Below are 1,631 nucleotides of genomic sequence, written 5' to 3'. Positions count from 1 at the left end.
CCTTTTATCTTGCCATCTTAATCGGTTGTGCTTCCGGTGAGCTTTTCGACATCGTCGTTCCTCTCTTTTGGTGCGATAATATACGAATTTATTCTCTATGATACGATACCGCGTCCTAGCGTCGAGTTCCGATGCGCCGTGCAATCTTCCGCGCTCTGCGACGGGGTTAATCGGCTGCACGAAAGCAGCGCTCGAACCGTCGTGGCGCACTTTTCCATCGGACTGACGGAGCATCGTCACAGGCAATCGAGCGCGGTCCGGCCGTCTGTCGATCGGCGCGGCCGCAGGCAAGATAACGTGCGTTCCGTCGTTCCTGGTCTGCATCGGTCCTCATCCGCCGGGGCGGATCCCTTGTGTCAGATGACGCCCGTCACCGTGTGGCCGCCATGCGTTTCAACTTCCGTCCCGCCCCTCATCGATGCGCTCCGAGCAGGCGCCGGTCCTTGATGTGGGCGCGTTGCGCGGCCTCGGTGTCAGTCGCGGTCGCATCGCCGACATAGAACGTGCCGTCGCTCCACATGGCATGCATGATCACCGCAAGCTTGCGCGCCACGGCCACACAGGCCTTGCGGTGGCAGGACCGTTTGGCGATCGCCTGGCCCCAGCTCTTGACCTTGTCCCTGCCCTTGAAGCGCGTCATCAACCCCGACGCCGCCTCGTAGAGCGACCGGCGCACGTCCGCGTCGCCGGCCTTCGAGATGCGGCCCTGGACGTCGATCGAGGTGCCCGACTGCCAGCGTCGCGAGGTCAGCCCGAAGTAGGCGGCGACATCACGCGAGCGGCGGAAGCGTGACGGATCGTCGATCGCCGTCATGAACGAAAGTGCTGTCACCGGGCCGACGCCAGGGATCGCCATGAAGCGCCGGCACAGCTCGCTGCGCGCCACCATCTTGACGACGAGATCGTGCAGCCGGCAGTACTGTCGCCACAGCGCTGCGCGCGCCGACAGCATGGCGTCCATCAGCTCGGACGACAGCGGATCGTCCGCCATCGCGGTGCGCACCGCCTGCTCGAAAGCCCCTCGCCCGACCTTGCCCAGTCGGATGCCGAATGCCTTCAGCGAATGGCGGACGGCGTTTTCCAAGTCGAGGAACTTGGCCTTCAGATTGCGCCGGTGGGTCAGCAGAAGCCGCGTCCGGTAGCAGCTTTCCGACTTGATGTAGGCCTGTCGGAACCAGCCCGTGCGCATGATATGGGCGATCCCCAGAGCATCGGCCTTGTCGGTCTTGTTGCGCTGCGCCGACAGCGCCGCGCGCACATGCAGCGTTTCAAGGCAGATGGCCGGCAGGCCGAGTTTCTTGAGCTCGGGATGCAGCCAGGGCGACAGCGACCCCGCCTCGTGGCCGACGCGGCGCAGGCGCGGCAGAAACGGCTTCAGCACCGCAAACAGTGCATCGGGATCCGTCACCGCCGTCGCTTCAAGATGCACGACGCCCTGATCGTCGACGACACACACCGCCGTCTCGTCCATCGCTACGTCCAATCCACAAAAGAATTCCATGGTTCGCCTCCTGCGTTGCTTCACAGGCGCAGATTTTGCCGCCGAGTCGCCGACGGTCGCCAGTTGAGCTGCGGCCGACGCACCGCTTTTCCTCTCGGCCAAGTGCCCGCCCCGATTACGGGCGGCAATC

1 protein-coding gene is annotated in these 1,631 nt (G+C 64.2%); it reads right to left on the bottom strand.

Translation table 11 applies throughout. From position 1 onward, the window contains the following. Positions 1–412: 412 nt before the first annotated feature. On the bottom strand, positions 413–1,501 hold the full coding sequence (locus LB543_RS33775; RefSeq protein ID WP_224599145.1) for an IS110 family transposase: 1,089 nt from the start codon (positions 1,499–1,501) through the stop codon (positions 413–415). Positions 1,502–1,631: the final 130 nt, after the last annotated feature.

The organism is Mesorhizobium sp. ESP7-2, from assembly GCF_020164715.1.
Taxonomy (GTDB): Bacteria; Pseudomonadota; Alphaproteobacteria; order Rhizobiales; family Rhizobiaceae; genus Mesorhizobium.
The sequence above is the reverse complement of the archived record's forward strand: the minus strand, read 5'-3'. Positions and strand labels throughout refer to the sequence as shown.

Coding starts and splice junctions, on each gene's coding strand:
- LB543_RS33775 (WP_224599145.1), bottom strand. CDS start 1,501: ATGGAATTCTTTTGTGGATTGGACGTAGCGATGGACGAGACGGCGGTG.